Source organism: Herbidospora sakaeratensis (assembly GCF_001570525.1).
GTDB lineage: Bacteria > Actinomycetota > Actinomycetes > Streptosporangiales > Streptosporangiaceae > Herbidospora > Herbidospora sakaeratensis.
In genome coordinates this window covers 298,843-323,650 of record NZ_BBXC01000015.1, presented here as the reverse complement: position 1 = coordinate 323,650, position 24,808 = coordinate 298,843, and the positions used below count along the sequence as shown (strand labels likewise).

Here is a 24,808-nt window from a genome sequence, read left to right as displayed (position 1 = left end):
GCTCGCCGCCGCCCAGCAGGTCGCGGGCGGCCTCGGCGCGGTCGCCGGCCGCCGGGCCCTCGAACAGGGCGGCGACCGTCGACAGGCCCTCGGCCGGGTGGTCGATCTCGACGGCGCTCGGTTCGAGCTGCGACCGCAGCAGCGCCCCGGCGTCCTCCCAGCCCTCGCACTCGAAGGTGAGCCAGCGGCGGTCGGCGGGCAGCGGGTGGAGCCGGAACGTCGCCTCGGCGATCACGCCCAGGGTGCCGAAGGAGCCGGTGAACAGCTTGCCCAGGTCGTAGCCGGCCACGTTCTTCACGACCTTGCCGCCGGCCCGCGCGATCGTGCCGTCGGCCAGCACGACCGTCACGCCGATCAGCAGGTCGCGGGCGTTGCCGTAGCGGAAGGCGCGCGGGCCCGGCGACGGGGCGGCCAGGGTGCCGCCGACGGTCGCCCCGGGGAACGGCACGTCGAGCGCCAGCTCCTGCCCGGCCTTGGCCAGCACCTCGGCCAGCCGGGCCACCGGGATGCCCGCCTGGACGCGGACCACCAGGTCGCCCGCCACGTGTTCGAGCACGTCGTGCATGGCAGACAGGTCGAGCAGCACGTCGAGCCGCTCGGGCGGGGCCGCCCAGCAGAGTTTGGTGCGCGCCCCGGCCGGGGTCACGGCCAGGCCGCCGTCGGCGCAGGCCCCGAGCACGACCGAGATCTCCTCGACGCTCTCGGGCAGCGCGACCCAGCGCGGGACCACCCCGCCCACCGCGTCGGCGGGACCGCCGTCGCGGATCGTCACCCCCGTGTGGCCGAGCATCAGAAGATCTCCCCGGGTGAGCCTTTGCGGACGCGGGGCACCTCGCCGCAGAGCCGCGGCGTCGGGAACACCTTGCCCGGGTTCGACCGGCCGCCGGGGTCGAAGGCGCAGCGCACCCGTTGCATGGTGTCGAGGTCGGCGTCGGTGAACATCCTGGGCATGTAGCGGGCCTTGTCGACGCCCACGCCGTGTTCGCCGGTGATCGAGCCGCCGTGCAGGATGCACAGGTCGAGGATCCGGCCGCTGACCACCTCGGCGCGCTCGCCCTCGCCGGGCGCGGTGTCGTCGAACAGCACCAGCGGGTGGAGGTTGCCGTCGCCGGCGTGGAAGACGTTGGCGACCCGGATGCCGAACTCCACCTGCAGCGCGTCGATCCCGGCCAGCACCTCGCCGAGGCAGGTGCGCGGGACCACCCCGTCCTGGACGATGTAGGCGGGGCTGATCCGGCCGACCGCGGCGAAGGCCGACTTGCGGCCCCGCCAGATCTTGGCCCGTTCGTCGGCGGAGGCGGCCACCCGCTGCTCGAAGGAGCCCGTCGCCACGCAGATGGCGATCACCTCGGCCAGCTGCGACTCGACCTCGGGCGTGGGCCCGTCGAGCTCGACGATCAGCACCGCGCCGGCGTTGGGCGGATAGTCGCAGTTCACGGCCGCTTCGGCGGCCTCGATGGCGAGGGCGTCCATCATCTCGATCGCGGCCGGCACGATGCCCGCGCCGACGATCGACGACACCGCCTGGCCGCCCGCCTCGATGCCCTCGAAGGCGGCCAGCAGGGTGGTCACCGCCTCGGGCGCCCGCATCAGCCTGACGGTGATCTTGGTGGCGATGCCGAGCGTGCCCTCCGACCCGACGAACGCGCCGAGCAGGTCGTAGCCGAAGTCGTCCTCGGAGATCTCCACGATCTCGCCGTCGGGGGTGACGATCTCCAGGGCCTGGACGTGGTTCACGGTGAACCCGTATTTGAGGCAGTGGGCCCCGCCCGAGTTCTCGGCCACGTTGCCGCCGATCGAGCAGATCTGCTGGCTCGACGGGTCGGGCGCGTAGTAGTAACCCTGGTCGCGGACCGCCTCGGTGATCGCCAGGTTGGTGACCCCGGGCTCGACGACGGCCTGCCGCCGGTCGAGGTCGACCGACAGGATGCGCCGCATCCGCGAGGTCACGATGAGCACCCCGTCGGAGCGCGGCAGCGCCCCGCCCGACAGGCCGGTGCCCGAGCCGCGCGCCACGAACGGCACGCCGAACTCGGCGCACGCCCGCACCGCCGCGGCGACCTCTTCCGCGGTCTCCGGCAGGACCACGACCATCGGGGTCGCCCGATGGTAGGTGAGGCCGTCGCACTCGTAGGTGCGCAGCCGGACCGGGTCGGTGATGACCCGGTCAGGCGGAAAGACCGCTTCGAGCCGGTCGAACACCGTCACGGCATCTGAGAATACGCCGGAAGGGTCAAAAACTCGGCGAAGTCGTCGTCAAGAGCGACCTCTTTGAACAGCGCGGTGGCCTGGGTGAACAGGGCCTCGTCCCAGATCGGCTCGGTTCTGATCTTGGCGAGTTCCTCGTCGATGATGCGCTCGACCAGTTCCTTGGTGACTACCTCGTGGGTGTCGGCGAGCTCGATGTCGTTGTGGATCCACTGCCAGATCTGCGACCGGGAGATCTCGGCCGTGGCGGCGTCCTCCATCAGGTTGTGGATGGCCACCGCGCCGCTGCCGCCCATCCAGGCGGCCAGGTAGCGCAGCGCGACGTCGACGTTGTTGCGCAGGCCGGTCTCGGTGATCTCGCCCGGGGTCTTGGAGACCGCGAGCAGGTCTTCGGCGGTGACCGAGACGTCCTCGCGCAGCCGGTCGAGCTGGTTCGGCTTCGATCCGAGCACGCCGTCGAAGACCTCCGCGCAGATCGGCACCAGGTCGGGGTGGGCCACCCACGAGCCGTCGAAGCCGTCGCCCGACTCGCGGGTCTTGTCGGCCCGCACCTTCTCCAGGGCGACCGCGTTCACTTCGGGGTCTCTTCTGGAGGGGATGAAGGCGGCCATGCCGCCGATGGCGTGGGCGCCGCGCTTGTGGCAGGTCCGCACCAGCAGTTCCGTGTACGCCCGCATGAAGGGCGCCGTCATCGTCACCGTGTTGCGTTCGGGGAGCAGGAACTCGCGCCCGCGCGTGCGGAACTTCTTGATCACGCTGAACAGGTAGTCCCACCGGCCGGCGTTGAGACCGGCGGAGTGGTCGCGCAGTTCGTACAGGATCTCCTCCATCTCGAAGGCCGCCGGGTAGGTCTCGATGAGGACCGTGGCCCGGACGGTGCCCAGGGGGAGGCCGAGCGTGTTCTGGGCGGCGACGAAGACGTCGTTCCAGAGGCGGGCCTCCAGGTGGGACTCGATCTTCGGGAGGTAGAAGTAGGGGCCCTTGCCCTTGGCCAGCAGGCGGCGGGCGTTGTGGAAGAAGTAGAGCGCGAAGTCGAACAACGAGGCCGAGACCGGCCGGCCGTCGACGGTCAGGTGCTTCTCGTCGAGGTGCCAGCCGCGCGGGCGGACCACGATCGTGGCGAGCTCCTCGTCGGGCCGCAGCGCGTAGGTCTTGCCGCCGCTCTCGAAGTCGATCTCGCGGTCGAGGGCCGACCGCAGGTTGAGCTGCCCGGTGACGTTGTTCTCCCAGGTGGGGGAGTTGGCGTCTTCGAAGTCGGCGAGCCACACCTTGGCGCCGGAGTTGAGCGCGTTGATGGTCATCTTGCGGTCGACGGGGCCGGTGATCTCGACCCGGCGGTCTTCGAGGCCGAACGCCGGGGGCGCCACCCGCCAGTCGCCGCGCCTGATCTCCTCGGTTTCGGGAAGGAACCCGAGCATGCCCCCCGCCGACAGTTCGGCCTGGCGGGTCTGACGGGCGGCCAGGAGATCGCGGCGGCGGTCGTCGAAGGCCCGGTGGAGATCGGCCACGAAGGCGAGCGCCTCGGGGGTGAGGATCTCGTCGAACCGGTCGGACATCGGGCCGTGGATCTCAACCCCGTTGGTCATCGCCCCTCTTTTCCATGATGTGGAAATCATCTTCTGTCCAATGGAAGATTATCAGAGGGCGTTCCTGAGGGTCCGCTCAGGGAGCCCTGGGGGCCATCCCCGATGGGACGGCGGGCCCCGGGCTCACACACTGATGGCATGAGAATGAAGAGCATCGCGGCCGCGGGTCTGCTGGCCGGATCCGCACTGGTCCTGACCGCCTGCGGCGATCTCGACCTCGACTTCGGCCCCCGCAGCGAGGCGGTCGAGAAGTACGACGTCACCGACGCGGTCACCGCCCTGCGCATCGAGAGCGGGTCGGGCGACGTCGTCGTCACCGAGTCCGACCGGAGCGGCATCGCCGTGGTTGAGACCCTTCACTACCGGGGCGACAAGCCGGCCGACGGCCACGAGGTCGGCAACGGCACCCTGACCCTCTCCTACCGGTGCGAGGACTGCTCGATCGACTACGACGTCCAGGTGCCCAAGGGGTTGAACGTCAAGGTCGACACCGGCTCCGGCGAGATCACGCTGCGCGCCCTCAGCGGCCCGGTCGACGTCTCGACCGGCTCGGGCGAGATCGACGCGAGCGGCCTGCTGGCCAAGACGTTCGTCGCCGAGGCGGGTTCGGGCAGCGTCGAGGCGAAGTTCGGCGCCGCCCCCGACTCGGTCACCATCGAGACCGGATCGGGCGACGGCATCGCGTGGGTGCCCGGCGGCACCTACCACGCCACCCTGCACACCGGCTCGGGCGAGCAGACCCTCGAGGTCGCCAACGACCCGGCCGCCCCCAAGAAGATCGTCATCCAGAGCGGTTCGGGTGACAGCAAGGTCCTCAAGCTCTAGACCACGGGGTGGTTCGAGCGGAACGTCCCCAGGGGGTCGCGCCGGGCCTTGATCCGGCGCAGGCGGGCGTACGTCTCGGCGGGGAAGGCCGCCTCGGCCGGCTCGTCGTGGCCGAGGAAGGTGAACGCCTTGCGGTCCGACGTCCAGGGCGAAAGGGCCCGCGCGATCGCGGCCTGCCGGTCCCTGATCGGCCCGGCCAGCTCGGGCCAGGGCAACATGCCCGCCGCGTGGACCTGGAACCGCTCCGTCAGGTGGCCGCAGGCGCCCGCGTCGGAACGCGCCACCGCGAGCGCGCCGCCGAGGTGGCGGATCATCACGAAGGTGAGCGGGGCGACCGTGCCGGGGCCGGTCGCGGCGAGCAGCGTGGCGGCCGCCCGGTCGTCGAGGTCGGTCAGCAGGTGCGAGGTGACCAGCGCCGGGGTGGGGTCGGTCGGCTCCATGCAGATCTCGCCGAGCCGGTCGACCGGCATCGTCCCCCGGGTGTCCACGATCGCGCCGGGGATCGTGTCGAAGCGGGCCAGCAGCTCCCGCGCCTCCTCCTCGCCGCCCAGGTAGGTCGCGTCCAGGCAGACGGCCGACAGGCCGCGCAGCGGCTCGGGCAACTCGGGGAACGGGGGCAGCTGCAGCAGGCTGAACCAGACGGTCAGCTCGTCGGGGGCGGTACGGGTGACCTCGCGGAAGGCGGCCAGCACCTCGGCGGCGCGGGCGGCGGGCCACATGATCCGGCCGCCGAACAACTCGGGGGCGGGGAACAGGCCGATCTCGACGGCGGTGACGATCGCGTAGTCGCCGCCGCCCCCGCGCAGCGCCCAGAACAGGTCGGGGTCGGTGTCGGCGGTCACCCGGCGGTGCTCGCCCTGGGCGTCGACCAGCTCGACGGCCACCACGGCGTTGGCGGCGAAGCCGTGTTTGCGGCCGAACCAGCTCAGCCCGCCCCCGAGCACGAACCCGGTCACGCTGACCGCGCCGGTGCTGCCGGCCAGGCCGGTCAGGCCGTGCTTGGCGGCGGCGGTCAGCACCTCCTGCCACGACGCCCCGGCCTCCACCCGGGCCACCCGCTCCTCCGGGCGCACGTGCACCGCCCGCATCCGGGACGTGCGCAGCAGGATCGCCCCCGCGAACCCCGACGACGGCGCGTGCCCGTTGGGCTGGGTGGCGATCGACAGGCCGTACAGGCTCGCGTGCCGGACCACGGCCGCCACGTCGGCGGCGTCCTCGGCCTCCACCACGGCCAGCACCCGCTGGTCGACCGCGCCGTCCCACGGCTCCCGGGCCCGGTCGAACCCCTCGTCGCCCTCGGTCAGCACGCGGCCCCGGATCACCTGCCGCAAGTCGTTGATCATGATTCCTCCTCGTTCGTCTGGGTCGAGGATCGATCGGGCCGTTTGGGGTTGGGTTGTGATGGAGTTGGAGGGCAGCTCTAAGCCGGCGCGCCGAGGCCGCCCTCACCCTGCGCGAACGCCTCGGCCTGGCCTCTTGCGCGGCGGAGAGCCGCCGGATCCTCACTGAGCTGGGGGCTTAACGTGATGCGCGGGATTCCCGTGTCGTGCCACCATCGATGGGAAGACACGGTGGTGTCGCATTGTTGTCAGGAGAAATGACGTATATGCCTAACGAGCCAGAAGACATCGGCGATTACGAACTCGAAGAGCGTCAGGCGCTACGGCGGGTCGCGGGTCTTTCGACGGAGCTCGAAGATGTCACCGAAGTCGAATACCGCCAGCTCCGCCTCGAAAGGGTCGTCCTGATCGGGGTGTGGACCAGCGGCACCTCTTTCGACGCCGAGAACTCCCTCCAGGAACTCAAGCTGCTGGCCGAGACGGCCGGCTCCGAGGTCCTCGAAGGGCTGATCCAGCGGCGCGACCGGCCCGACCCGGCCACCTACATCGGTTCGGGCAAGGCGATCGAGCTGCGCGACATCGTCGCCTCGACCGGCGCCGACACCGTCATTTGCGACGGTGAACTGACCCCCGGTCAGCTGCGCCAGCTTGAAGAAGTGGTGAAGGTCAAGGTCATCGACCGCACCGCGCTGATCCTCGACATCTTCGCCCAGCACGCCAAGAGCCGCGAGGGCAAGGCCCAGGTCGAACTGGCCCAGCTCTCCTACCTGCTGCCGCGCCTGCGAGGCTGGGGTGGCAACCTGTCCCGCCAGGTCGGCGGACGGGCGGCCGGCGGCGTCGGCATCGGCGGCCGCGGCCCCGGTGAGACGAAGATCGAGCTCGACCGCCGCCGCATCCGCGAGCGCATGGCCAAGCTGCGCCGCCAGATCAAGGAGATGTCCACCGCCCGCGACACCAAGCGCCACTCGCGCCGCCGCCGCGAGGTGCCGGCCGTGGCGATCGCCGGTTACACCAACGCCGGCAAGTCGTCGCTGCTGAACCGCCTCACCGGCGCGGGCGTGCTGGTCGAGGACGCGCTGTTCGCCACCCTCGACCCGACCGTCCGCCGCGCGCGCACCCCCGAAGGCCGCCTGTTCACGCTGGCCGACACGGTCGGTTTCGTGCGCCACCTGCCCCACCAGCTGGTCGAGGCGTTCCGCTCGACGCTGGAGGAGGTCGGCGACGCCGACCTGATCCTCCACGTGGTCGACGGCTCCCACCCCGACCCCGAGTCGCAGCTGGCCGCCGTCCGCGAGGTCTTCGGCGAGATCGAGGGCGCCCGCGACATCCCCGAGATCGTCGTGATCAACAAGGCCGACGCCGCCAGCCGCGAGGTCATCGACCGGCTGACGATGCGCGAGCGCCACAGCATCGTGGTCAGCGCCCGCACCGGCCAGGGCATCACCGAGCTGATGGACCTGATCGAGCAGGAGCTGCCCCACCTCGACCACGAGGTCCACGTGTTGATCCCCTACGACCGGGGCGACCTGGTCGCGCGGGCCCACAAGGAGGGCGAGGTGCTGTCGGTCGACCACACCGGCGACGGCACGGTCCTGCACGCCCGCGTCCCGTCGACCCTGCACCACGAGCTGGACAGGGTGGCCAAGCCGGTGGAAACCGTCTAATTCCGACCTTTTCCGTAAAGCGGCAGGAAAGCGGCGGTAGCTAGCATGCATCGCCGTTGGTACGATATGGCGAACCTCACGGCGAATTTCGCCGTGAGGGCTGTTACGCGTGGGGGACGCGCGCATAACCGGGCCCTACCTGGGGGAATGGGCTCGGGCGTGACAGGAGAGCAGGACGGGCCAACCGGATGCCCAGGAGGCGAACCGGCGTTCTTCTCAATAACCCTGTACAGCGAGGCGACCTGTGAAATAACGTAACTGGACTGAAATCGCCGAGGCGATCCCCGGCGATCGGTCCATCGCACAACCCGGTGCGCGATGAGAGCAGGAGACCCCCCAATGACGTCCGGACACGGAGCGGACCCGGCGGGTCCACCGGTGGTGACGACATTGGCGTCCTCATTGGTGGTGGTCGGATGACCGTTAGGCTGCTCACGAACATCGGCCGCCTCTGGACCGGTCACGATGTCTGCAGCAACGCCTCGATTCTCGTCCACAACGACCGCATCGCCTGGGTCGGCCGCGCGGCCGACCTGCCGCAGTCGGTCCCCGGCGTCGTCGACGACATCACCGACGTCGACCACGTGGAGAACCTGGGCGGCGCCCTGGTGACCCCCGGCCTCATCGACGCCCACACCCATCCCGTGTACGCCGGCAACCGCTACGCGGAACTGGCGATGCGCTCGGGCGGCTCGACCGCCTCGGCCATCACCGCCGCGGGCGGCGGCATCGGCTCCACCGTCACGGTGACCCGCGGCACCGACCCCTGGACGTTGTGCAACGGCGTCCGCGAACGCCTCCGCGAGTGGCTGCTCAGCGGCACCACGACCGTCGAGGCCAAGACCGGCTACCACCTCACGCGCGACGGCGAACTCGCCGACGTGCGCCTTCTCCGCGAACTGGAGAAGGAGCCGATGATGCCGCGCGTCCACGTGACCTTCATGGCCGCCCACGTGGTCCCGCCGGAGTACTTCGGCCGCCAGCGCGACTACGTCGAGGCCGTCGCCGCCTGGTGCGCCGACGCCGCGGCCGCCGGCGCCGACTCGGTCGACGTCTACTGCGACGACGGCCACTTCTCGACCGAGGAGGCCCGCTGGGTCCTCGCGTCGGGACGCAACGTGGGCCTGCTGCCCCGCGTCCACGCCGGCGCCTACGCCAAGCGCGGCGCGGTCCAGCTCGCCGCCGAGATGGGCTGCGCGTCGGCCGACCTGCTCCACCACGTGACCGATGAGGACATCGCCCTGATGGCCCGCTACGGCGTGCCCGCGGTCGTCTGCCCCGGCACCGCTCTCCAGCAGGGCTCGCTCCCGCCGGTCCGCCGCCTGCTCTCCCAGCACGTGCCGGTCGCCCTCGGCAGCGACCACAACCCCGGCCACTGCGGCATCACCTCGATGTCCCTGGTCATCAGCCTGGCCGTGGCCGCCTTCGGCATGAGCGTCGGCGACGCCCTCCGCGCCGCCACGCTGGGCGGCGCCCAGGTCCTCGGCGCCCCCGACCGGGGCATCCTCGCCCCCGGCCGCCTGGCCGACATCGTGCAGTGGGACGCCGACCACGAAGGCGCCTTCGCCTGGGCCTTCGGCCTGAAGCCCCGCCGCGTCTGGCGCGGCGGCACGCCCGTGCAGTAGATGCCGGTCGCCGTCGTCACCGACTCGACCGCCTACCTCCCACCGGAGGAGATCACGCGGTACGGCATCACCGTCGTACCCGTGACCGTGGTCGTCGGCGGCCGCGAGTTCCTCGACGGTCCCCAGATCCCCGCTGAGGCCGTTTCCGCCGCCTCTACGGTCACGACTTCCCGGCCCTCTCCTGAGCGGTTCCTGGAGGCGTACGAGGCTGCGGCGGCCGGCGGGGCCACCGGGGTGGTGTCGGTGCACCTGTCGGGGGAGATGTCGGGAACGGTGGACGCGGCCCGGCTCGCGGCTTCGTCGGCTTCACTGCCCGTCGAGGTCGTGGACAGTCGGTCGGTGGGGATGGGGTTGGGGTTCGCCGTTCTGGCCGCCTCGGTTTCCGCTTCCCTTTCTGAGCCTATTTCCGCTGTCGCCCTGGCTGCTCGGCGGTGTGCTGGGGGGACGTTCTCGTTCTTTTACGTGGATACGTTGGAGTATCTGCGGCGGAGTGGGCGTATCGGGGTTGCCGCCGGGCTTTTGGGGAGTGCGCTTTCTGTCAAACCGCTTCTGCACGTCAGCGGGGGGAGTGTGGCCTTGTTGGAGAAGGTGCGGACGGCTTCTCGGGCGCTTTCCCGGTTGGAGGATCTGGCTGTGGTGGCTGCGGGGGACGAGTTGGTGAATGTGGGGGTGCAGCATTTGGGGGCCGGGGAGCGGGCTGCGGGGCTGGTTGAGAGGTTGCGGGGGCGGGTGCCCAAGGTGGGGGCGGTCTGGGTGGGGGAGATCGGGGCGGCGATCGGGGTTCATACGGGGCCTGGGGTGGTGGGGGTCACGGTTTCGCCTGCCTGACGTGGTCGCCGGTGGTGCGGTGTCAGGGCCTGTTTCGATCTTCTTGACGTCATGCGTCAGGCGCAGCGCGCCGGTCACCGCCTGCGGTCCGTAATAGCTCCGATCACCATGCTCTCGCCGTTTGCGGGACAAGGTCTTGGCCGTTGGTGTGCTGCTCACCGGCACCCATCTCGGTGGGCGGCGGCGAGGCCGGTTGCCGCCTTCGCCTGCCGGCCCGGAGCCGGAGGGTGGTGACCGCTAACTTCATTACCCTGCCTGACGGCACGTCGGCACTCTGCCTTTTCTGATCTGGGAGAGCATCAGCCCTGATCCGCGGGGGTCCCCCACCCCAGATGGGGGAGCACCGACCTTGATTCGAGGGGCACCTAAGCCAGATCTGGGTGCACCCGCCTTGATCCGAGGGGCGCCCAACCTGAATCTGGGTGCACCCGCGTCGATCCGCAGAGTGCCCAACCCAAATTCGGAGCATCCGCCCTGACCTGCGGGGAACACTCAACCAATCCGGGAGCACCCGCCTTGATGTGGCAGAGCATCCGCGGAGCACCTGAGAGCAATTGGGAGTGGCCGCGGAGCTCTACCGGGGCTCGGAGTCGTGGTCGTCGGGCCGGTCAGCTCTCCTCGGGCCCGGCGAAGGTCACGTCACTGGTGTCCACGACGGTTGCTTCGCGGCCGGGGGCGGTCTGGAACTTCCAGTACAGGTTCGTGTGGGCGATGACCTGGTCGACCGGTGGGGCGCCGTAGGCGGTGAGGTCTTCGGTCGTGTGGGCGTCGCCGACGAGGGTGACGTCGTAGCCGCGGGTGAAAGCGCCGTGCAGGGTCGAGCGGATGCACGCGTCGGTTTGGGCGCCGGTGACGATCACGCGGCCAACGCCGCGGTCGGCCAGCAGGGTGTCGAGGTCGGTGTCCTCGAACGAGTCGCCGTAGAGCTTGTGGACGAGAGGCTCGGGGTCTTCCCGGGTCAGTTCGGGCACGTACTGCCAGTTCTCGCTGCCGTATTTGAGACCGTCGTCGGAGTGCTGGACCCAGACGACCGGGACCTTCTCCGTGCGGGCCTTGTCGATCAGGGTGCTGATGTTGGCGACCACCTCGTCGCGGCGGAGTGCGCCCTCGACTACTCCGTTCTGGACGTCGATGACGAGCAGTGCGGTGTTCGGACGGTTGGGCAGGGTCGTCATGAGACCTCCTGGTGCTCCGTATCAACGGTGTCGCGCACACGGTAGGGGTGGGCCGACGGCGTCTGGCCAGGGGCTTACGGCGTCGGCTTCGTGCGCGTCCACACTAGGACGGGGTACCGACAAAACTCGCTGTCGCGTTGCGCGGCGAACCTGTTGGCAGTCACCCCGCCATCGATCCTGAGTTCGATCAGAACGTGGGCCTGCGCTCGGGCTGGCCGGCAAGAGCGTTGGGCGTCGCGTGAAGCATCCGTCACCGGGTCGTGGCAGCGCGAGTGACCGCCGCGTTGATGCGCCTGCGCCGAGTTGAGTTCGCGCGTGGCGGCCGAGGCATTAAGTGGTTCTTGCGTGGAATCACAGGTGGGGAAAACTCTGGCGCTAAGTCTCGTTTGCTCGTAATTCGCGCCTTTTGTTATCTGTGGGTTATCCACAGAATGGCGTTCTGGGTCGGCGGGATCATCGGGCCAGGCTTTACCTTCTCCAGGTGCGTAGCAGGGAGCGGGAAAGTCGCCAGGCCGTGGCGCAGGCGCGGCTCAATCAGATCGTCGATCGGCCGCCGCCTTCATTCGGTGCCGGTCATCCTCAATCGAGATATCCGGTGCAGTCAGGTTCCCGGCCGGCGAGCTCGGTAGGCCCGAGAGGGCGTGACCCCTACAAGGCCCAGCCCACACCGGATGTTCACGATGATGCGTCGCTCGACCGGTTCGAAGAGCCGCACTCGTCGGCGGACGGTCAACCGCAGCCGAAGTATCCGGTCCAGTCGGGTTCCCTGCCTGCGAGAACGGCTAACCCCTACGACGTCGAACCGTCCCCAGAGCCGCTGGACCGGGCGCCTCTCCTGCCCGGCGCTCCGCCCAACCGGGCTGGTGATCCCCCTCCGTTGAGGGGCGATCGGCCGCAGCCGAGGTATCCGGTGCATTCGGATCCTCACCCGGCGCGGCCGGCGCGTCCCCGAGGGCGGGACCCCTTCCTGGCCGAGTCTGATTCGCAGCACGGTGCTCCCATGTCACCCGGTGGTGTGCCGCCCTCGTTCGGAAAGGCGCCGCCCCTGCCGAGGTGGCCGCTTCTCGATGAAGACGAGCTGGCCGACGAACTCGACGGTCCGCTCGATCCGGGGCGGCGGGGCATCAAGGGGCTGATCGTGGTCGGGATCGTGGCGGCGCTGGTCGCCGTGGCCATCGCGATCTGGACGCGTCCACGTGAGGAACCGCTCGCACCGCCCACCCCCGTGGCCGGGTCGTCGGTCGCGCCCAGTCCTGCCCAGTCCGCCGCGGTCGCCGAGGTGACGGTCTATGTGACGGGCAAGGTGAGACGTCCAGGGGTGATCGCGCTGCCGCTCGGGTCGCGGGTGGTCGACGCGATCATGGCGGCTGGTGGGCTCAAGCAGGGGGCCGAGCCGGGAGGGCTCAACCTCGCCCGCCGGGTCATCGACGGAGAGCAGATCGCGGTGGGAGAACCCGGCATGGCCGCTCCGCCGCCCGGCGTCGCCGATTCCGGGGTGGTCAGCCTCAACTCGGCCACGGTCGACCAACTCGACGAGCTGCCCGGTGTGGGAGAGGTGCTGGCGCAGCGCATCGTCGAATACCGCGACACCAATGGGGGGTTCCAGAGCATCGAGCAACTACGTGAGGTCGAGGGAATCGGTGAGGCCAAGTTCGCCGATCTGAAAGACCAGGTCACGCTGTGACGAACGCTTTCTCCTCTGGCAACGCGCATTCATGCGGAGAAGGTCATCCACCTGCTTCCGGCTCGGCCGCCAGGGCGACTGCCACCTGCTTCGATCCGGCAAGCCGAGATCGATTCAGGCGAACTCGACAGCCGCCCCAGGCTGCGGATCGAGCCATTCCTGAGCCATAAGGGCCAAGTCCTGAAGAAGGGAGTCCCAAGTGAGCAGCCGGTTCAACGGCGTTGGCAGGCTGCGATCGAGCGCCTCCCCTTCGGCGGGAGGTCGGCTATAGATGAGTAGCCGATCGCTCCAACGCGGAAGCCTGCGAGACAACCTCCAAGCACGAATCCGGCAACGAGCCGACCGTTACCGCCCCAAACGCCCAAGAACCGACGAAGAGCCCCTCACCCCACCCGCCAACGTCTGGCAAGGCCACTCCGTCGAGCTCGTCGTCCCGGTCGTGGCGGCCTGGCTCGCGGCCCTGCTCCTCATCGGCCTCCCCGCCTGGGCCTCCCTCGTCTCCGCCGGAACCTTCGGCCTGATCGCCCTCTCCAGAAAGCGCATCCTCGTAGCGGTGGCCATCGCCGGGTGCGCCGTCTCGATAGTGGTCGCCCTCAAAGTCCACGCCGTCACCTCGGGCCCGGTCGCCGAAATGGCCCGGAAGAACGTCACCGTCTCGGCCGAACTCGTCATCGCCGCCGACCCCAGAACCAAAGGCGACCTCGTCTTCGTGGAAGCCCGCCTGGTCGCCGTCGACCGGCTGAAACTCGACGCCCCCGTCCTCGTCTTCGCCAGGGGCGACACCTGGCGCACTCTGCTCCCCAGCCAGACCGTCGAAGTCTCCGGCCGTCTCGGCGTGGCAGAACCCGGGGAACTGCTGGCAGCCGTCTTCATGGCGCGTGGCGACCCGGTCGTCCTCACCTCCCCGTCGACGTCCCATGGCCTGGCAGGCGCCATCCGGGCAGGGTTGAGAGAGGCCAGCTCCGTCCTGGCCCCGGCCGAACGCGGACTCCTCCCCGGTCTCGTCGTCGGCGACACCACCGACCTCAGCGACGACGTCAAAGCCGACTTCAAGACCGCAGGTCTCGCACACCTGACCGCGGTCAGCGGCGCCAACCTCGCCATCATCGGCGGCGCCGTCCTGCTGATCGCGCGAGCCGCGGGGTTCACGCTCGTCTGGCGGGCCGTGCTCGTCGTGGTCGCCATGGTCGCGTTCGCGTTCGTCGCCCGGTTCTCGCCGAGTGTGCTGCGCGCCCTCGTCATGGGCACGGTCGCCGCGCTCGCCCTCGGCTCCGGGCGGCAGAAGGACGGTGTGTCCGCCCTCTCGGTCGCCGTGCTGCTGTTGCTGCTGTTCAACCCCGGGCTCGCCAGGGAGTACGGCTTCGCGCTCTCGGTCGCGGCCACCGCCGGGATCATCCTCCTGGCCCCCTACTGGCGGGACCGTATGGCCACCAGGATGCCCCTCTGGTGTGCCGAGGCGATCGCGGTGCCGGCGGCGGCGCAGGTGGCGGTCACGCCCATTTTGGTGCTCATGTCGGGGGAGATCGGGCTCGTCGCCATCCCGGCCAACCTGCTCGCCGGGCCGGCCGTCGCGCCGGCCACGATCGTCGGGTTCGTCGCCGCCATCATGGCTCCGATCAGCATGGACCTCGCCCAGCTGGTCACCCGGCCCGCCGGGGTGGCCGTCGGGTGGATCATCCTGGTCGCCGACCGGGCGGCCGAGGTACCGGCCGCGACCATCGGGTGGCCCGGTGGTCTGCTGGGGGTGGCGCTGCTCGTACCGATGGGGATCGCCCTCTGGCATCGGGGGGCCAGGCGGGTGAGCCTGGCCGTCGCGGGCGGGGTGCTGGTCGCGACGCTCGTGGCGGGGCCGGTGGTGTCCGGTTGGCCGCCCGGTGGGTGGCTCATGGTGATGTGCGACGTCGGGCAGGGTGATGCGATCGTCCTGCGCGCCGGCGATGGGAAGGGGGTCGTCGTCGACACCGGGCCCGAGCCCGATCTCGTGGACGGTTGCCTCGACCGTCTCGGCGTCGACGCGGTGCCGCTGCTGGTGCTGACCCATCCGCACGCCGATCACACCGGCGGGCTCACCGGGGTGTTGCGCGACCGGCGGGTGGGCGCGGTCGTGGTCAGCCCGAAGCGGGTTGTGAACACGGAACTGGCGGCGCGGCGCATCCCCGAATGGGTCGTCACGCCCGGCACCACCTGGCGGTTCGGCGATCTCGTGCTCACCGTCATCGCGCCCGCGCCGGACGCGCCCTCCAAAGGCGCCGGCGAGGGGTCGGTGCTGAACAACGCCAGTGTGGTGCTGCACGCCAAGTGGCCGGGCACCTCCGCGCTGCTCGCGGGCGACCTGGAGACCGAGGCCGAGTCCGCTCTTGTACGCACCCTCCCGCAGGCCGACATCCTGAAGGTGCCCCACCACGGGAGCGCGCGACAGGACCCCGCCTTCCTGGCCGCCGCCCGTTCCCGGCTGGCCCTGATCAGCGTCGGCGCCGGGAACGACTACGGCCATCCCGCCGACTCGACCCTCGCCACGCTGACCATGCTGGGCACCCGGATCCACCGCACCGACGTCCAGGGCGACATCGCGGTCGTGACCAGGGAGGGCTCGCTGGCCGTGGTCGCGCGGGGGCCGTGATGTGGCATGCTGCCGGGATGGGGAACGCCGCGCCGGTGACGCTCGTGTCGGGTGACGAGGAACTGCTCGCCGACCGGGCGGTCGCGTCGGTGGTCTCGTCCGTACGCGCCCAGGAGCCCACCGCCGAGGTGCACGATCTCACCGGGGGGAAGGTCGAGCCCGGCGAGCTGACCCGGCTGATGTCGCCCTCGTTGTTCGGCGACCGGTCGGTCGTGGTGGTGCGCAACGCGCAGGACCTGACGAAAGACGTCATCACCGAGACGGTCAAGTACGCCGCCCATCCGTCCGACGACGTCACCCTCGTGCTCGTCCATCCGGGCGGGGTGAAGGGCAAGGCGCTGGTCGACGGGGTGAAGAAGGCCGGCGCGCAGGTGGTCACGGTCGCCAAGCTCACCAAAGCGGGCGAACGCATCGACTTCATCCGCAACGAGTTCCGGGGTCTCGGCCGTACGATCGCGCCCGCCGCCGCCCACGCCCTGCTCGACGCGGTCGGCAGCGACCTGCGCGAGCTGGCGGCGGCCTGCAGCCAGCTGGCGTTCGACACCCAGGAGAAGACGGTCGGCGAGGCCGCCGTGGCCCGCTACCACCGTGGCCGGGCCGAGGTGAGCGGCTTCAACGTGGCCGACATGGCGGTCGAGGGCAAGCTCGCCGAGGCCCTGGAGCAACTCCGCTGGGCCCTGTCGACCGGCGTGGCCCCGGTGCTGATCGTCAGCGCCCTGGCAGGCGGCCTGCGCAGCCTGGCGAAGGTGTCGGGCGCCCCGAGGAACGCCAATGAGAACCAGCTCGCCGGACGGCTCGGCATGCCCCCCTGGAAGATCCGCAACGCCCGCCGCCAGCTGAACGGCTGGGGGCCGGAGGGCCTGTCCCGCGCGATCCAGGCGGTCGCGACGGCCGACGAACAGGTCAAGGGCGGCGGAACCGACGCGGCCTACGCCCTGGAGAACACCGTCCAGACCATCGTCCGCAGCCGAAACGGCCGCTGACCGGGATCACACGGCGTGGCGCAGCAGGCGGACCGGCGCCGACACCCCGACCCACCCTGCTCTGATCGAAAGCGGCCGGATGGCCGTATGCTCCGCGAATGCCCGGCGATTTCCCGATTCTATTCCTGGACGTCGACGGCCCGGTCATCCCCTTCGGCGGTCACCACCCCACCCGTAACTCCCACGCGTCGTCACGGGAGAACCCGTTGCTCGGCCGAGTCGACCCGGAGCTCGGTCCCAAGCTCGCGGCGTTGCCCTGCGAACTCGTCTGGGCGACCACCTGGGCATGCCACGCCAACGACGTCATCGCGCCGATCCTCGGCCTGCCCGACCTGCCCTACGTCGACTGGCCCGACGCCGACGAGCAGGGCGAACTCCACTGGAAGACCCGCCACCTGGTGGAGTGGGCCGCGGGCCGCCCCTTCGTCTGGGCGGATGACGAAATGACGGACATCGACCGCCGCTGGGTGGCTCGGCATCACCCCGCACCGGCCCTGCTTCACCGGGTGCGTCCCCAAGACGGCATGACAGACGGGGACATCGAGCTCATCGGCGCATGGCTCACCCATCCGCGCCGAACGGGATGAGGCCGGGTCAAGGACCCACGTGACCACCGTTCCGAGATGGCGACCGATGTCAGCCAGGCATCGCAGATATCTCGTATGGGGCCGCTCAGGCCGCCGACGTCTCCGCCTCCTGGAACACCCCGTCCCGCAGTTCCAGCACCCGATCCGCCAGCGTGATCAAACTCGGATCGTGAGTCGCCACCACCGCGGTGACCCCCTCGCTCCGCACCAGCGCCCGCAGCAGTTGCATGATCTGCCGCGCCGTCTGCGAGTCGAGCTGCCCCGTCGGCTCGTCGGCGATCAGCAGCTTCGGCCGGTTGGCCAGTGACCGCGCGATCGCCACCCGCTGCTGCTGCCCTCCGGACAGCTCGTAGGGCCGCTGGTTGGCATGCTGCTCCAGCCCCACAAGGGCGAGCAAGGCCTTGACCCGCTCGTCGCGTTCGGCAGGCGCCGTCCGGCTGAGGCGCATCGGCACCCCCACGTTCTCCGCCGCCGACAACACGGGGATCAGCCCGAACGACTGGAATACGAACCCGATCACGTCCCGCCGCAGCTCCAGGAGCCCGGCTTCCGGCAGGGCCGTGACCTCCTTCCCGTCGACGAACACCCGTCCCTCGGTCGGCGCGTCGAGGCCGCCGAGCAGGTTCAGCAGGGTCGTCTTCCCCGAACCCGACCGGCCGCGGACGGCGATCAGTTCCCCGGGTGAAGCGGTGAAGGACACGCCGCGCAGCGCCTCGACGCCGCGCGGGTAGACCTTGCGCAGACCTTCCACCACGACAAGCGGTGCGCTCATTCGCCGTTCTCCTCGCCAGCGCCGGCCGGCCACACTCCGATGTGGTCGCGTTCGAGTTCGAGTCTGACGCGCCGTTCCATCTCCAGCGCGTTCATGAAGTCACGGGGGAGCTGCAGGCGGCCCACCCGGTCGAGGACCGCGTACTCCTCGGCGATCACGTCGCCGTCTTCCGAGGTGCGGCGCAGGGTCTCACTGGAGGTGCGGCCGTCGCGGATGCCGACCGTCCGGTCGACCTGTTCCGAGACCAGGGGGTCGTGGGTGACGATGACGGCCGTCACGCCGAGTTCGCGGTTGGCGCGGCGCAGCGCGCCGAACACCTCCTCGGAGGTGTCGCTGTCGAGTTCGCCCGTCGGCTCGTCGGCCAGGATCACCTCGGGGGAGTTGGCCAGGGCCACGGCGATGGCCACGCGCTGCTGCTCGCCGCCTGACATCTGGCCGGGGCGGCGGGGGGCGCAGTCGGCGACGCCGAGGAGGTCGAGCAGGCCGTCGGCCCTGCCGGGGGTGACCTTCTTGCCGGCCAGCTTCATCGGGAGCAGCACGTTCTCGCGGGCCGTCAGGTAGGGGAGCAGGTTGCGGGCGGTCTGCTGCCAGATGAAGCCGACGACCGAACGGCGGTAGCGCAGGCGGTCCTTGGCCGTCATCGACAGCAGGTCCATGCCGGCCACCCGGGCGAGGCCCGCGGTCGGCACGTCCAGGCCCGAGAGCACGTTCAGCAGGGTCGACTTGCCCGAGCCCGACGCGCCGACGACGGCGATCAGCTCGCCCTTCTCGATCAGCAGGTCGAGGCCCTGCAGGGCGACCACCTCGACGCCCTCGGTCTTGTAGATGCGGACCAGGTTGTCGCACAGGATGTGGGCGTGCTCGCCGAACGCGGGCGCCCGGCGGGTGGCCTGGGCCTCCAGGTCGGACAGGGTGGTCATGAGGATTCCCCCACTCGGAGTGCGGTGGTGACACGGCGGCCGGCGGTCGCGTGGGCGAAGGCGCCGAGGATCGAGACGGCGGTCAGGGCGGCCGCCAGCAGGGCGGGTGTGGTGAAGGTCAGCGGGAAGTCGGTGACGGCCAGGCCCGCGAACGACGACAGGTCGAGGCCGGGGCCGATCACCAACGGCAGCACCAGGCCGAGCGCGAGGCCGGCCACGGCGGTCAGCACGATCAGGGGGGCCACCTCCAGCACGGTCAGCGTGCGGGCCTGCTGCTGGGACAGGCCCAGCGTACGCAGGAACGACAGCGCCTTGGCGCGGTCGGCGGCGCCGATGACCAGGGCCACGATCACGGCGATCAGCGCGTAGACGCCCATCGCCAGGGTGGCGACGGTGAAGGCGACCGTGACGGCGCCGGTCAGCGGGGTGTCCTGGACGTCGGCCAGCGCGCTCGCGTAGGTCTCGATCTCGGCGTCGGCCAGGCCGACCGTGCGTTCCAGCGTCGCCCGGTCGACGTCCCCGTCGACCAGCAGGATGTTCGTGTACGTCCGGAGCCCCGCCCGCTTCGGCCCGTCGAACGGCATCACGATCAGGTTCTCGCCCGGGAACGACAGTCCGGGCAGCTCGTCGAGCCGGCCCATGTTGCGGATCGTCATCCGGGTGTGCCACCCGACCTCGATCTCCTTGTACGGCACCAGCGTCGTCGACACCAGCGCCGGGACGCCGAGCCCGCGCGGCGGGTCGGGCACCGTCAGGGGCGAGCCGTCGACGAGCTCGCGGTAGTCCTTCAGGTCGATGGACAACACGGTGGCCCGCATGCCGCCGATCCCGACCTGCACGTTGCCCTTCCCGGCCCGCAGCACCGAGGTGACTCCGGGCAGCGCCTCGACCCTGGCGACCACGTCCTCGGGGATCTCGGCGGCCCGTTCGATCCGGGCCTGCGCGCCGACGTCGCGCCACGCGGCCCGGCTCTGGGTGTCGCCGATCGCGCCCGACACCAGCGCCCCGAACACCGACACGGCGAGGGCGGGCAACAAAATCAGCACCGGCAGCGCCGCCCCGCCGCGCGACCGCGCGGCCAGCGTCAGCCCCAGGAACGGCACGGCCCCGGGACGCCGTCCGGCCAGCCGCGTGAACAACTTCAGCGGCAGCGGGTAGAGCCGCAGCGTGAGGATCCCGGCGGCCAGCGCCAGCCCGGCGGGCGCCAGCACCAGGAACGGGTCGACGCCGAGTTCCTGCGCCTCGCTCGCCACCCCGCGCGTACGCATCAGGTACGCGCCGCCCACACCGAGCAGCACGACGAGCGACTCCAGGGCGATGCGGCGCGGCGAGGGACGGGCCGACACGAGGTCGGAACGGCTGTCCTTCAGCGGACGCCGGTGCGCCACGGCGAGCCGCCCGGTCGCGAACAGCAGCGTCGCCACGGTCAGCACGACCGGCACGACGTGCGCGAGCGGCGTCGACGGGCCGGGCACCAGGTACGACAGGCCGTAGCCGGCCAGCGCGGCGGGCAGCACCGCCAGCGCGACCACCCCGACCCCGGCCCGCACCACCTGGGCGAGGGAGGCGCCGCGGGCCCGTACCAGCGACAGGCCCGAGCGCATCCGCTCGGTGAGCAGCTGCACGGCCAGCGCCAGCACGCCGAGCGACACCACCGCGAGCCCGCCCAGCAGCAGGTAGAGCAGCGTCTCGGCGGTGCGCAGCACGACCAGGAAGTCGCCGAGCACCCGGTTGAGGCCGGTCAGCAGCTCGTAGTGGAGGTCGAGCGGGCTGCCGAGCGCGCCGCCCGACAGTTCGCCCAGGAACCGCTGGTAGTCGTTCACCTCGGCGATCATCGCCGGGGCGGTGGCCGCCGCGACCCGGGCGCGGTCGACGCCGAAGATCCACCAGTAGCTCACCTCGCGGCGCTGGTCGAGCTTGGCCAGGCCGTCGTCGCTGATCAGGCCGGAGGTCAACCACTCGTTGTCGGTCGAGTGGGGGATGGGGCGTTCGACGACCCTGGTGACCTCGCCGTTGTGCTCCCAGTACGGGTCGGCCGCGTCGGTCAGCTCATAGAGGCCGGTGACCTCGGCCACGACCGGATAGCTGTTGCCGAGCAGCAGGGTGGCGCCGACGTCGAGGCCCATCTCGTCGACGACCTCGGCCACCAGGCCGATCTCGATGACCGTCAGGTCCTTGAGGTCGGGCCGGCCGGGCAGCCGGGGCAGCGCCGACGACGCGCCGGGCGGCCGGCCCTTGACCCACTTCACCCGGGACGCCGCGCCGGGCAACCACGAGAAGTCGACGTACTGGTTGTTCCGCCGGGGACCGTCGACGCGGTCGCTGAGCGGGGTGCCGGTGGTCTTGGCGGCGAAGTGGGAGGTGCCCTGCCCGAGCGGGACGACCACCCGGCGCAGCTGCGCCGGGAGGCCCTTGGCGATCTCCTCGTACCGGTTCTCGAAGTCGGCCGGCCGGGTGAGCAGCGCCTGCGGCGCGATCGGCCGCCCGGTCACGCCGAGGTCGGTCACCTGCACGGAGACGTCGCCGAGCATGCCGTGGACGGCGTCGTCGTAGGCTCGCTCGTAGCCCCGGGGCAGCGCCGCCAGCAGCAGCGACGCGGAGAGGCTCAGCAGCGCCAGCACCAGGGCGGCGCCCCGGTGCACCTTGACGAGCTGCCAGACGTTCACTCAGTCCTCCCCGATGCGCAGCGCGCGGCCGAGACCCTGGCGGCGGAGCGTGCGGGCCAGGCCCGCGACCACCGCGAACAGCAACAGCGCCACCACCGCGAGCAGGGCGGCCGTCGCGCCCCACGGGATGTCGAGCAGCACCCCGGGGGTCACCGCCGTCGCCTGCCCGGTGAGCACGATGTGCGGCACGACGAGGGTGGCCACGGCGACGGCGAGAGCCGTACCGCCCAGCAGGGACAACCCGATGATGAAGGTCTGCTCGACGGCGAGCAGCCCGAAGACCTGGTTGAAGCTCACCCCGAGCGCGCGCAGCAGCGCGAACTCGGTGGCGCGCTCGCGGGCCGCGACGGCGGCGTTGACGAGGAAGCCGAGCACCGCGAAGACCAGCGCCGCCGCGAAGCCGAGGATCAGCGCGCCCTGCAGGCCGCTGGCCAGCGGGTCGTCCTGGAGCTGGCGGGTCAGCGTGGTCCGCGACACGATCGTCTGGTCCCAGTCGATGTGCCGGGTCATCTCGGCCTCGGCCCGCTGGTCGCCGGTGGCCAGCCACCACTCCGTGGCGGGATGCGGCGCGTACGCCCCCGTGAGGTCGCGGGCCTGGAGGGTCTCCAGGTCGGCCAGCACGGCCGGCTGCACGCCCTCGGTGCCGGGCATCGCGTCCAGGATGGCGATGGGCGTCACCGGGGTCGGCGTGCCGTCGATCGCCATGGTCGCCGTCTTGCCGATCACCAGCTTCGAACTGGCGGCCAGGTCGGCGGTGACCGCGACCGGCAGCGTCGCCGGCGACGCCGGGCCGGGCAGCATCGCGATGTGCTCCGACTCGACCGGCACGTCGGCCGGGTGGGAGGCCGGGCGGCCGGTCGTCAGCGTCAGGAACCCGCCGGGCGTGACCGCCGGCTTGTCGAGGTTGGCCTTGCCGCGCTGCGCGACCGTCCACGACGGCGCGGCCAGCGGGGCCCCGGCGTCGGTGGTGACCGCGCCGACGGCCAGCGTGAGCGCGCTGCCCTCGGGCGGGATCGGCACGTCGAGCAGCAGGCCCTCGATCGTCAGCGGGTAGGCGATCGTGCCGGAGCGCCCGCCCAGCGCCTTCAGGTCGGCGGTCACCTTGTGGTCGCGGCCGTCGGTGCGGAGCGCGGGGGTGCGGACCTCGGTCCGGGTGCCGAGGCGGTCGCGGACGACCAGCCGTAGGGGCATGCCCTGGTAGCCGTCGGCGCGGGCCGGGTCGGCGAGGGTGAACCGGAGGTCGAGCGTCAGCGTGGCGGGTTCGCCCGGGATCGCGATCGAGGCCGGGTCGGGGCGGGCCGAGGAGAGCTCGCCCGCCAGTTCCGGCACGGTCATCGAGGTGAGGTCGGAACGCAGGTGCAGCAGCCCGTCGAGGCGTCCGGCGTCGGCGGCCAGGAACACCGCGTCGTCGCCGCCGAGCTCGACCGCGCCCCGGTAGACCGGGCTGATCCCGGTGACGCCGGGCAGCGCCGCGTAGGTGCCCGCCCGGCCGAGCGCGCCCAGTTCGGCGCCCGCGACCGGCCCGGCGACCCGCAGGTCGGCGGCGGCGATGTGGCGCGCCTGGTCCTCCTGGGACCCCCGCCAGGTCGCCGCCGTCGCGACCGACACCACGCCGATCGCGATGGCCATCGTGAGCAGCAGCACCGGGCCCGAGTAACGCAGCGGGCGGCGGCTGACCTGCCAGGCGCCCAGCGCCGGCGCGAGACTGGACCTGCGGCTCGTCCACCGTTCGGCGATGCCCGAGACGATCGGGACGAGCCGCAGGCCCAGCATGCCCCCGCACAGAAGGGCCAGTGCCGGTCCCGTCACGATCAGCGGGTCGATGCCCAGACCGCCGCTCGTCGTGGACGTGACCGGAGAGCCGTACCGCTGGAGCTGCCAGACCGCGAGCGCCGCGACGACGAGCAGGACCAGGTCGCCGCCGGCGCGCTGGATGAGCCCCTGCTTCTCGCCGCGCCCGCGGGCCGACTGTTCTTCTATGTACGTCCGCCGCGCCCCCCGCCAGGCCGGCAGCGCCAGCAGCACGGCGCACGCGACCGCCACTCCGGCGGAGATCAGGAACGTCGACAGGTTGGGCGTGGGCGTCAGCCGCACCCCGGTGGCCCGCAACCACGGCAGCGACCCGACCAGCGTCAGCACGGGAGGGGCCAGGAACGGCGCCACGATCGCGCACGGCAGCGCCACCAGCAGCGACTCGGCCCCCGCCAGCAGCCCGAGGCGCAACGACCCGGCGCCGCGCGAGCGCAGCAGCGCGACCTCCATCCGCCGGTGGTCGGCCAGCAGCCGCGCCGTCAGCATCAGCGCGTACGCCGCCAGCACCAGCAGCTGCAGCACCGGCACCAGCATCGTCGAGCGGGCCACCAGCGCGGCCTGGTCGAGCTGGGCGAGCATCTCGGGCAGGTTGCTGGTCGTCGCGCAGCCGGTGCACTCGCGCTTGACGTCGTCGTTGAGCGCGGCCACCGCGTCGGCGAACGGCCGCAGCTCCTCACGCGGCAGGTCCCGCAAATCGGGCACCGCGAACCAGGTCGCCGTCACGTTCGTCGCGAACCGCTGGACGAACGTCTCCTCCGCCACCATCAGCGGCCCGTACGTCGTGTAGTTGCGGATCTCCGCGCCCCGCCGCAGCAGTTCGTCGTCGTTCCACCGGTCGCTGTAGGGGTCGGTCAGCCGGAAGATCCCGCTGACCTTCACGTCGACGGGCTTGTCGTCGAGCCGCCCCACGATCGTGAAGGTGGCCCCGCTGGTCAGGTCCATCTCCTGGGCGGCCGGCTGCGACAGCGCGACCTCGACGACCCCCGACGGCGAGGCGGCCGGCCAGGCGCCCTCGACGAGCTGCGCGTGCCGGTCGAGGTGCTGGTAGGTGGCGAACCGGGTCAGCTCGGGCTGCTCCAGCTTCTCCTGGCCGGGCATCGCGTAGGAGTCGGACCGGATGCCGACCGTCACCTCGGCGGGCACGTCGCCGTACGTCTTGGCGAGCTGCGCCCGGACGAGGGCGTCGCGCTGGGGGAAGGTCGTCGCGTCGACCGGCGTGGTGACCTTGGCCGAGGTGGTCCGGATCGGGGCGGTCTCCATGGTCCGGCGGACGCCGACCTCGGCGACGGTGACGGCGTACATGATCAGCGCCACCAGCGCGGTGGTGGCCAGCAGGATCGAACCGAACGCGGCGACGAGGAGGAGCGGCTGGCTGAGCGCGCGCCGCAGGACCAGCGGAATACGCCCCCGCATGTACCGACTCCCATCGTTTTTGCCGTTGTGCGGCACACGATAGGGGAGCGGGCGGTCTTGACGACCGGTCAGAAGAGACGGTGACCTAGCCGGTACGCTG

At 71.2% G+C, this 24,808-nt stretch carries 17 protein-coding genes; 8 read left to right on the top strand and 9 right to left on the bottom strand.

The annotated features are described in order from the left end of the window. From AW271_RS25730 to aceB, 3 genes are all read right to left on the bottom strand, one after another. Nucleotides 1–790 (bottom strand): FAD-binding oxidoreductase (locus tag AW271_RS25730; protein WP_062340155.1); only part of this gene is annotated, 790 nt, incomplete at its 3' end. Then, complete coding sequence (locus AW271_RS25725) at nucleotides 790–2,208, bottom strand: FAD-linked oxidase C-terminal domain-containing protein (protein ID WP_062340154.1); 1,419 nt, start codon at nucleotides 2,206–2,208, stop codon at nucleotides 790–792. The genes AW271_RS25725 and AW271_RS25730, both read right to left, overlap by 1 nt. Next, nucleotides 2,205–3,794, bottom strand: a complete 1,590-nt coding sequence (gene aceB / locus AW271_RS25720) for a malate synthase A (RefSeq protein ID WP_218008176.1) — start codon at nucleotides 3,792–3,794, stop codon at nucleotides 2,205–2,207. The genes AW271_RS25725 and aceB overlap by 4 nt, the downstream gene beginning before the upstream one ends. Nucleotides 3,795–3,932: 138 nt before the next feature. On the opposite strand from aceB, the gene AW271_RS25715 reads away from it, so the two are divergent. After that, nucleotides 3,933–4,619: a DUF4097 family beta strand repeat-containing protein gene (locus AW271_RS25715; RefSeq protein ID WP_245653194.1), complete on the top strand. Its 687-nt coding sequence runs from the start codon at nucleotides 3,933–3,935 to the stop codon at nucleotides 4,617–4,619. Here the strand turns inward: AW271_RS25715 and AW271_RS25710 are convergent. Further along, the gene (locus AW271_RS25710; protein WP_062340151.1) at nucleotides 4,616–5,962 is read right to left on the bottom strand and encodes an FAD-binding oxidoreductase; all 1,347 of its coding nucleotides are present in this window, start codon (nucleotides 5,960–5,962) and stop codon (nucleotides 4,616–4,618) included. The genes AW271_RS25715 and AW271_RS25710 overlap by 4 nt on opposite strands. Before the next feature lie 254 nt (nucleotides 5,963–6,216). On the opposite strand from AW271_RS25710, the gene hflX reads away from it, so the two are divergent. The 3 genes from hflX (at nucleotide 6,217) to AW271_RS25695 (ending at nucleotide 10,076) form a co-directional block, all read left to right on the top strand. Next, complete coding sequence (hflX, locus tag AW271_RS25705) at nucleotides 6,217–7,623, top strand: GTPase HflX (RefSeq protein WP_062340150.1); 1,407 nt, start codon at nucleotides 6,217–6,219, stop codon at nucleotides 7,621–7,623. Between the two features lie 416 nt (nucleotides 7,624–8,039). Continuing rightward, nucleotides 8,040–9,248 (top strand): imidazolonepropionase, encoded by a 1,209-nt coding sequence (gene hutI, locus AW271_RS25700; RefSeq protein ID WP_030450768.1) that lies wholly within the window; start codon nucleotides 8,040–8,042, stop codon nucleotides 9,246–9,248. After that, nucleotides 9,249–10,076, top strand: a complete 828-nt coding sequence (locus AW271_RS25695) for a DegV family protein (RefSeq protein ID WP_062340149.1) — start codon at nucleotides 9,249–9,251, stop codon at nucleotides 10,074–10,076. 608 nt (nucleotides 10,077–10,684) lie between these two features. Here the strand turns inward: AW271_RS25695 and AW271_RS25690 are convergent. After that, nucleotides 10,685–11,251 (bottom strand): cysteine hydrolase family protein, encoded by a 567-nt coding sequence (locus AW271_RS25690; RefSeq protein ID WP_062340148.1) that lies wholly within the window; start codon nucleotides 11,249–11,251, stop codon nucleotides 10,685–10,687. Between the two features lie 1,000 nt (nucleotides 11,252–12,251). Between AW271_RS25690 and AW271_RS25685 the strand changes: the two genes are divergently transcribed. From AW271_RS25685 to AW271_RS25670, 4 genes are all read left to right on the top strand, one after another. Continuing rightward, the gene (locus AW271_RS25685; protein WP_083977207.1) at nucleotides 12,252–12,935 is read left to right on the top strand and encodes a ComEA family DNA-binding protein; all 684 of its coding nucleotides are present in this window, start codon (nucleotides 12,252–12,254) and stop codon (nucleotides 12,933–12,935) included. Nucleotides 12,936–13,374: 439 nt separating this feature from the next. After that, on the top strand, nucleotides 13,375–15,555 hold the full coding sequence (locus AW271_RS25680; protein WP_062340147.1) for a DNA internalization-related competence protein ComEC/Rec2: 2,181 nt from the start codon (nucleotides 13,375–13,377) through the stop codon (nucleotides 15,553–15,555). Between the two features lie 17 nt (nucleotides 15,556–15,572). Next, nucleotides 15,573–16,538, top strand: a complete 966-nt coding sequence (gene holA, locus AW271_RS25675; protein ID WP_083977205.1) for a DNA polymerase III subunit delta — start codon at nucleotides 15,573–15,575, stop codon at nucleotides 16,536–16,538. Between the two features lie 98 nt (nucleotides 16,539–16,636). Beyond that, complete coding sequence (locus tag AW271_RS25670) at nucleotides 16,637–17,125, top strand: HAD domain-containing protein (protein ID WP_062340145.1); 489 nt, start codon at nucleotides 16,637–16,639, stop codon at nucleotides 17,123–17,125. A gap of 85 nt (nucleotides 17,126–17,210) precedes the next feature. Here AW271_RS25670 and AW271_RS25665 read toward each other — a convergent pair whose 3' ends face one another. The 4 genes from AW271_RS25665 to AW271_RS25650 are packed head-to-tail and all read right to left on the bottom strand — an operon-like array spanning nucleotide 17,211 to nucleotide 24,708. Next, nucleotides 17,211–17,897 carry an ABC transporter ATP-binding protein gene (locus AW271_RS25665; protein ID WP_062340144.1) on the bottom strand — a complete coding sequence of 229 codons (687 nt, stop codon included), beginning with the start codon at nucleotides 17,895–17,897 and terminating at the stop codon, nucleotides 17,211–17,213. Further along, nucleotides 17,894–18,817 (bottom strand): ABC transporter ATP-binding protein, encoded by a 924-nt coding sequence (locus tag AW271_RS25660; RefSeq protein WP_062340143.1) that lies wholly within the window; start codon nucleotides 18,815–18,817, stop codon nucleotides 17,894–17,896. Before AW271_RS25660 ends, AW271_RS25665 begins: the two co-directional genes overlap by 4 nt. After that, nucleotides 18,814–21,483, bottom strand: coding sequence for an ABC transporter permease family protein (locus AW271_RS25655; RefSeq protein ID WP_062340142.1), 2,670 nt, complete (start codon nucleotides 21,481–21,483; stop codon nucleotides 18,814–18,816). The genes AW271_RS25660 and AW271_RS25655 overlap by 4 nt, the downstream gene beginning before the upstream one ends. Further along, on the bottom strand, nucleotides 21,484–24,708 hold the full coding sequence (locus tag AW271_RS25650) for an FtsX-like permease family protein (RefSeq protein ID WP_062340141.1): 3,225 nt from the start codon (nucleotides 24,706–24,708) through the stop codon (nucleotides 21,484–21,486). Nucleotides 24,709–24,808: the final 100 nt, after the last annotated feature.

Coding starts and splice junctions, on each gene's coding strand:
- holA (WP_083977205.1), top strand. CDS start 15,573: ATGGGGAACGCCGCGCCGGTGACGCTCGTGTCGGGTGACGAGGAACTG.
- AW271_RS25710 (WP_062340151.1), bottom strand. CDS start 5,962: ATGATCAACGACTTGCGGCAGGTGATCCGGGGCCGCGTGCTGACCGAG.
- aceB (WP_218008176.1), bottom strand. CDS start 3,794: ATGACCAACGGGGTTGAGATCCACGGCCCGATGTCCGACCGGTTCGAC.
- AW271_RS25685 (WP_083977207.1), top strand. CDS start 12,252: ATGTCACCCGGTGGTGTGCCGCCCTCGTTCGGAAAGGCGCCGCCCCTG.
- AW271_RS25690 (WP_062340148.1), bottom strand. CDS start 11,251: ATGACGACCCTGCCCAACCGTCCGAACACCGCACTGCTCGTCATCGAC.
- AW271_RS25695 (WP_062340149.1), top strand. CDS start 9,249: ATGCCGGTCGCCGTCGTCACCGACTCGACCGCCTACCTCCCACCGGAG.
- AW271_RS25715 (WP_245653194.1), top strand. CDS start 3,933: ATGAGAATGAAGAGCATCGCGGCCGCGGGTCTGCTGGCCGGATCCGCA.
- hutI (WP_030450768.1), top strand. CDS start 8,040: ATGACCGTTAGGCTGCTCACGAACATCGGCCGCCTCTGGACCGGTCAC.
- AW271_RS25670 (WP_062340145.1), top strand. CDS start 16,637: ATGCCCGGCGATTTCCCGATTCTATTCCTGGACGTCGACGGCCCGGTC.
- AW271_RS25660 (WP_062340143.1), bottom strand. CDS start 18,817: ATGACCACCCTGTCCGACCTGGAGGCCCAGGCCACCCGCCGGGCGCCC.
- AW271_RS25650 (WP_062340141.1), bottom strand. CDS start 24,708: ATGCGGGGGCGTATTCCGCTGGTCCTGCGGCGCGCGCTCAGCCAGCCG.
- AW271_RS25665 (WP_062340144.1), bottom strand. CDS start 17,897: ATGAGCGCACCGCTTGTCGTGGTGGAAGGTCTGCGCAAGGTCTACCCG.
- hflX (WP_062340150.1), top strand. CDS start 6,217: ATGACGTATATGCCTAACGAGCCAGAAGACATCGGCGATTACGAACTC.